This window comes from Streptomyces sp. NPDC057654 (genome assembly GCF_042800135.1).
GTDB lineage: Bacteria > Actinomycetota > Actinomycetes > Streptomycetales > Streptomycetaceae > Streptomyces.
The window spans coordinates 1-2,086 of record NZ_JBHVHQ010001173.1 but is presented as its reverse complement, the minus strand read 5'-3'; the positions used below and the strand labels follow the sequence as shown (position 1 = coordinate 2,086).

3 protein-coding genes and 1 pseudogene are annotated in these 2,086 nt (G+C 73.8%); 3 read left to right on the top strand and 1 reads right to left on the bottom strand.

All coding sequences use genetic code 11. The features are described from left to right. Positions 1 to 128 precede the first annotated feature (128 nt). On the top strand, positions 129 to 293 hold the full coding sequence (locus ACFU99_RS41705) for a hypothetical protein (RefSeq protein ID WP_384403461.1): 165 nt from the start codon (positions 129 to 131) through the stop codon (positions 291 to 293). A gap of 8 nt (positions 294 to 301) precedes the next feature. Here ACFU99_RS41705 and ACFU99_RS41700 read toward each other — a convergent pair whose 3' ends face one another. Next, entirely contained in the window at positions 302 to 1,033 is a 732-nt protein-coding gene (locus ACFU99_RS41700; protein ID WP_384403457.1) for an exonuclease domain-containing protein, read from the bottom strand. Between the two features lie 162 nt (positions 1,034 to 1,195). Here ACFU99_RS41700 and ACFU99_RS41695 point away from each other — a divergent pair, with 162 nt between their 5' ends. Beyond that, positions 1,196 to 1,762, top strand: coding sequence for a DUF4365 domain-containing protein (locus ACFU99_RS41695; protein ID WP_384403454.1), 567 nt, complete (start codon positions 1,196 to 1,198; stop codon positions 1,760 to 1,762). After that, positions 1,762 to 2,086, top strand: a pseudogene (locus ACFU99_RS41690) (hypothetical protein); the annotation flags it as partial. The gene ACFU99_RS41695 and the pseudogene ACFU99_RS41690, both read left to right, overlap by 1 nt.

Sequence of the window (2,086 nt, the reverse complement as noted above, 5' to 3'; positions counted from 1 at the left end):
GAGGTACACCATGGGACGGGTGCGTTCCCCATCGTGCGGGCGCACCGCCCCCGCCTAGCGTTCGAGGAGTCCGAGAACGGCCGCCCGGCCGTCCGACCTCCGGAGGGCGAAAGACCATGAACGCAGCGATGAGGGCCACGCTCTGGACGGTGTTCACCGCCTGCCTCGCCGTCAATGTGGCGGCGAGCCTGCTGATGGGCGAGAGCGTCCCGCAACTGGTCCTGAGCGTGATGGCGGGGCTCTGCGCGCTCGGGGCGGGCGTCGGGCTGTGGACCACCCGCCGCGTCCGCTGAGCGCGCCCTCAGGCGGCGGCCGGGAGTTCGGGGCGCAGCGGCCACGCCGGGTCGCAGACCTCCTGCGCGCCCTGCGTCGCGAACCACGCCTGGAGGCCGCGCGCCTGGGCCGCGTGCCACAGCGCCTGACGGGCGTGGAGCTCGGCCGCGTTCAGCCGCCCGAGCCGGCTCGCGAAGCGGCGGCCCACCGCCCGTACGACCTCCATCGCGGCGAGCGCGTCGGCCGCGGCCTCGTGGGCGCCGGTCAGCTCGACCCCGTACAGCTCGCACAGGTCCGTCAGGGTGCGGCGGCCCTTGCGGTAGCGGTCGAGGTGTTTGTCGAGAACGCGCGGGTCCAGCACGCACAGCGGGGACGTGCCCAGATAGTCCGGCAGCGTCGCGGAGCGGTGCCGCCGCAGCTCCCGGTCGAGCAGCGTCAGGTCGAACGGCGCGTTCATCACCACCAGCGGCGTACCGCGCGCCGACACGGCGGCCAGGGCCCGCGCCACCTCCTCCATCACCGGCGCCGGCCAGCGGCCGTGATGCTGGAGATACGCCCAGGTCAGGCCGTGTATCTCGGTCGCGCCGGCGGGCACGGGCACGCCGGGGTCGATGAGCCACCGCCGGATCGCGGGCGCGGTGCCCGGCTGGGACTGCATGACGAGGGCGGCCGACACGATGCGGTCGTTCTCGACGTCAACCCCGGTGGTCTCGGTGTCGAAGGCGGCGAGCGGTCCCTCGTACCAGCACGGCTTGTCCACAACTCCTCGCATTCCCCTCGCAGTTGGCTGGTTCCCCGCCCCACCGGGTGATACCCGGCGAACGGCGTGTCCGAACCGCCCCTGTTTGGCGGTTAGTTCACGGGGAGACAACACAGGTGTACGGACCCGATGGATCGGTGAAGCCCGGAGGTCGAATCGGCCATGGCGCTCACGCAGCCCGACCCGGGCGGGCGCCCGCCCGGGCGGCTCGCACCGCTGCGCGGCTCGCTCGCCACCACCGCCTGCATGGAGACCCTGCAAGTCGGTTATCTGCACGCCGTCACCGCCGCCGCGGGCTGCTCGCTGGCCCAGCCCTTTCCGGACAGCGGCATCGACTGGCACGTCAGCCACAGCGCGCCCGGCCACGCCGTCGACGACGAGGTGACGATCAAGGTGCAGCTCAAATGCACGTACCAGATCGCGCCCCGCCCCGGCGGCCCCGCCTTCTCCTTCACCCTCGACAACGGCCACCTCGCCAAGCTCGCGCGCACCCCGGTCGCCGTCCACAAGATCCTCGTCGTGATGCTCGTACCGCGGACCCAGGACGCGTGGCTGCGGGCCGGGCACGACTGTCTCGAACTGCGGCACTGCTGCTACTGGACCAACCTGGCCGGACACCCGGTGACGGGCAGGCGCAGGACCACCGTGCGGATTCCGACCACGCGCGTCTTCGACGACCGCGCGCTCTGCGAGATCATGGCGCGGGTCGGGGAGGGAGAGACCCCCTGATGCACCGGCCGACCGATCACCCCGTCCACCCCACACGTCCCCTGACCGCCGAGGACGTCGACCCCGCCGTCCTCGGCGCGCTGCTGGCCCGGCACGGCTGGCGGCGGCGCGGGGGAGCTGCCGGGCGCTACACCCACTGGGCCCCGCCCGGCGGGCCCGCGGGCGGCGCCAGCCTGCTCGTCCCCGACAGCCGCCGCTTCCCGGACGCCGTCGACCTGCTCGCCGAGGCGCTCACCGCGCTGGAGCGCAGCGCCGCGCCCTCCGCCCGGGAGGTGCTCGTCGCCCTGGCCACGCCGAGCGACGAGATCCACTGGCGGCGCGAGG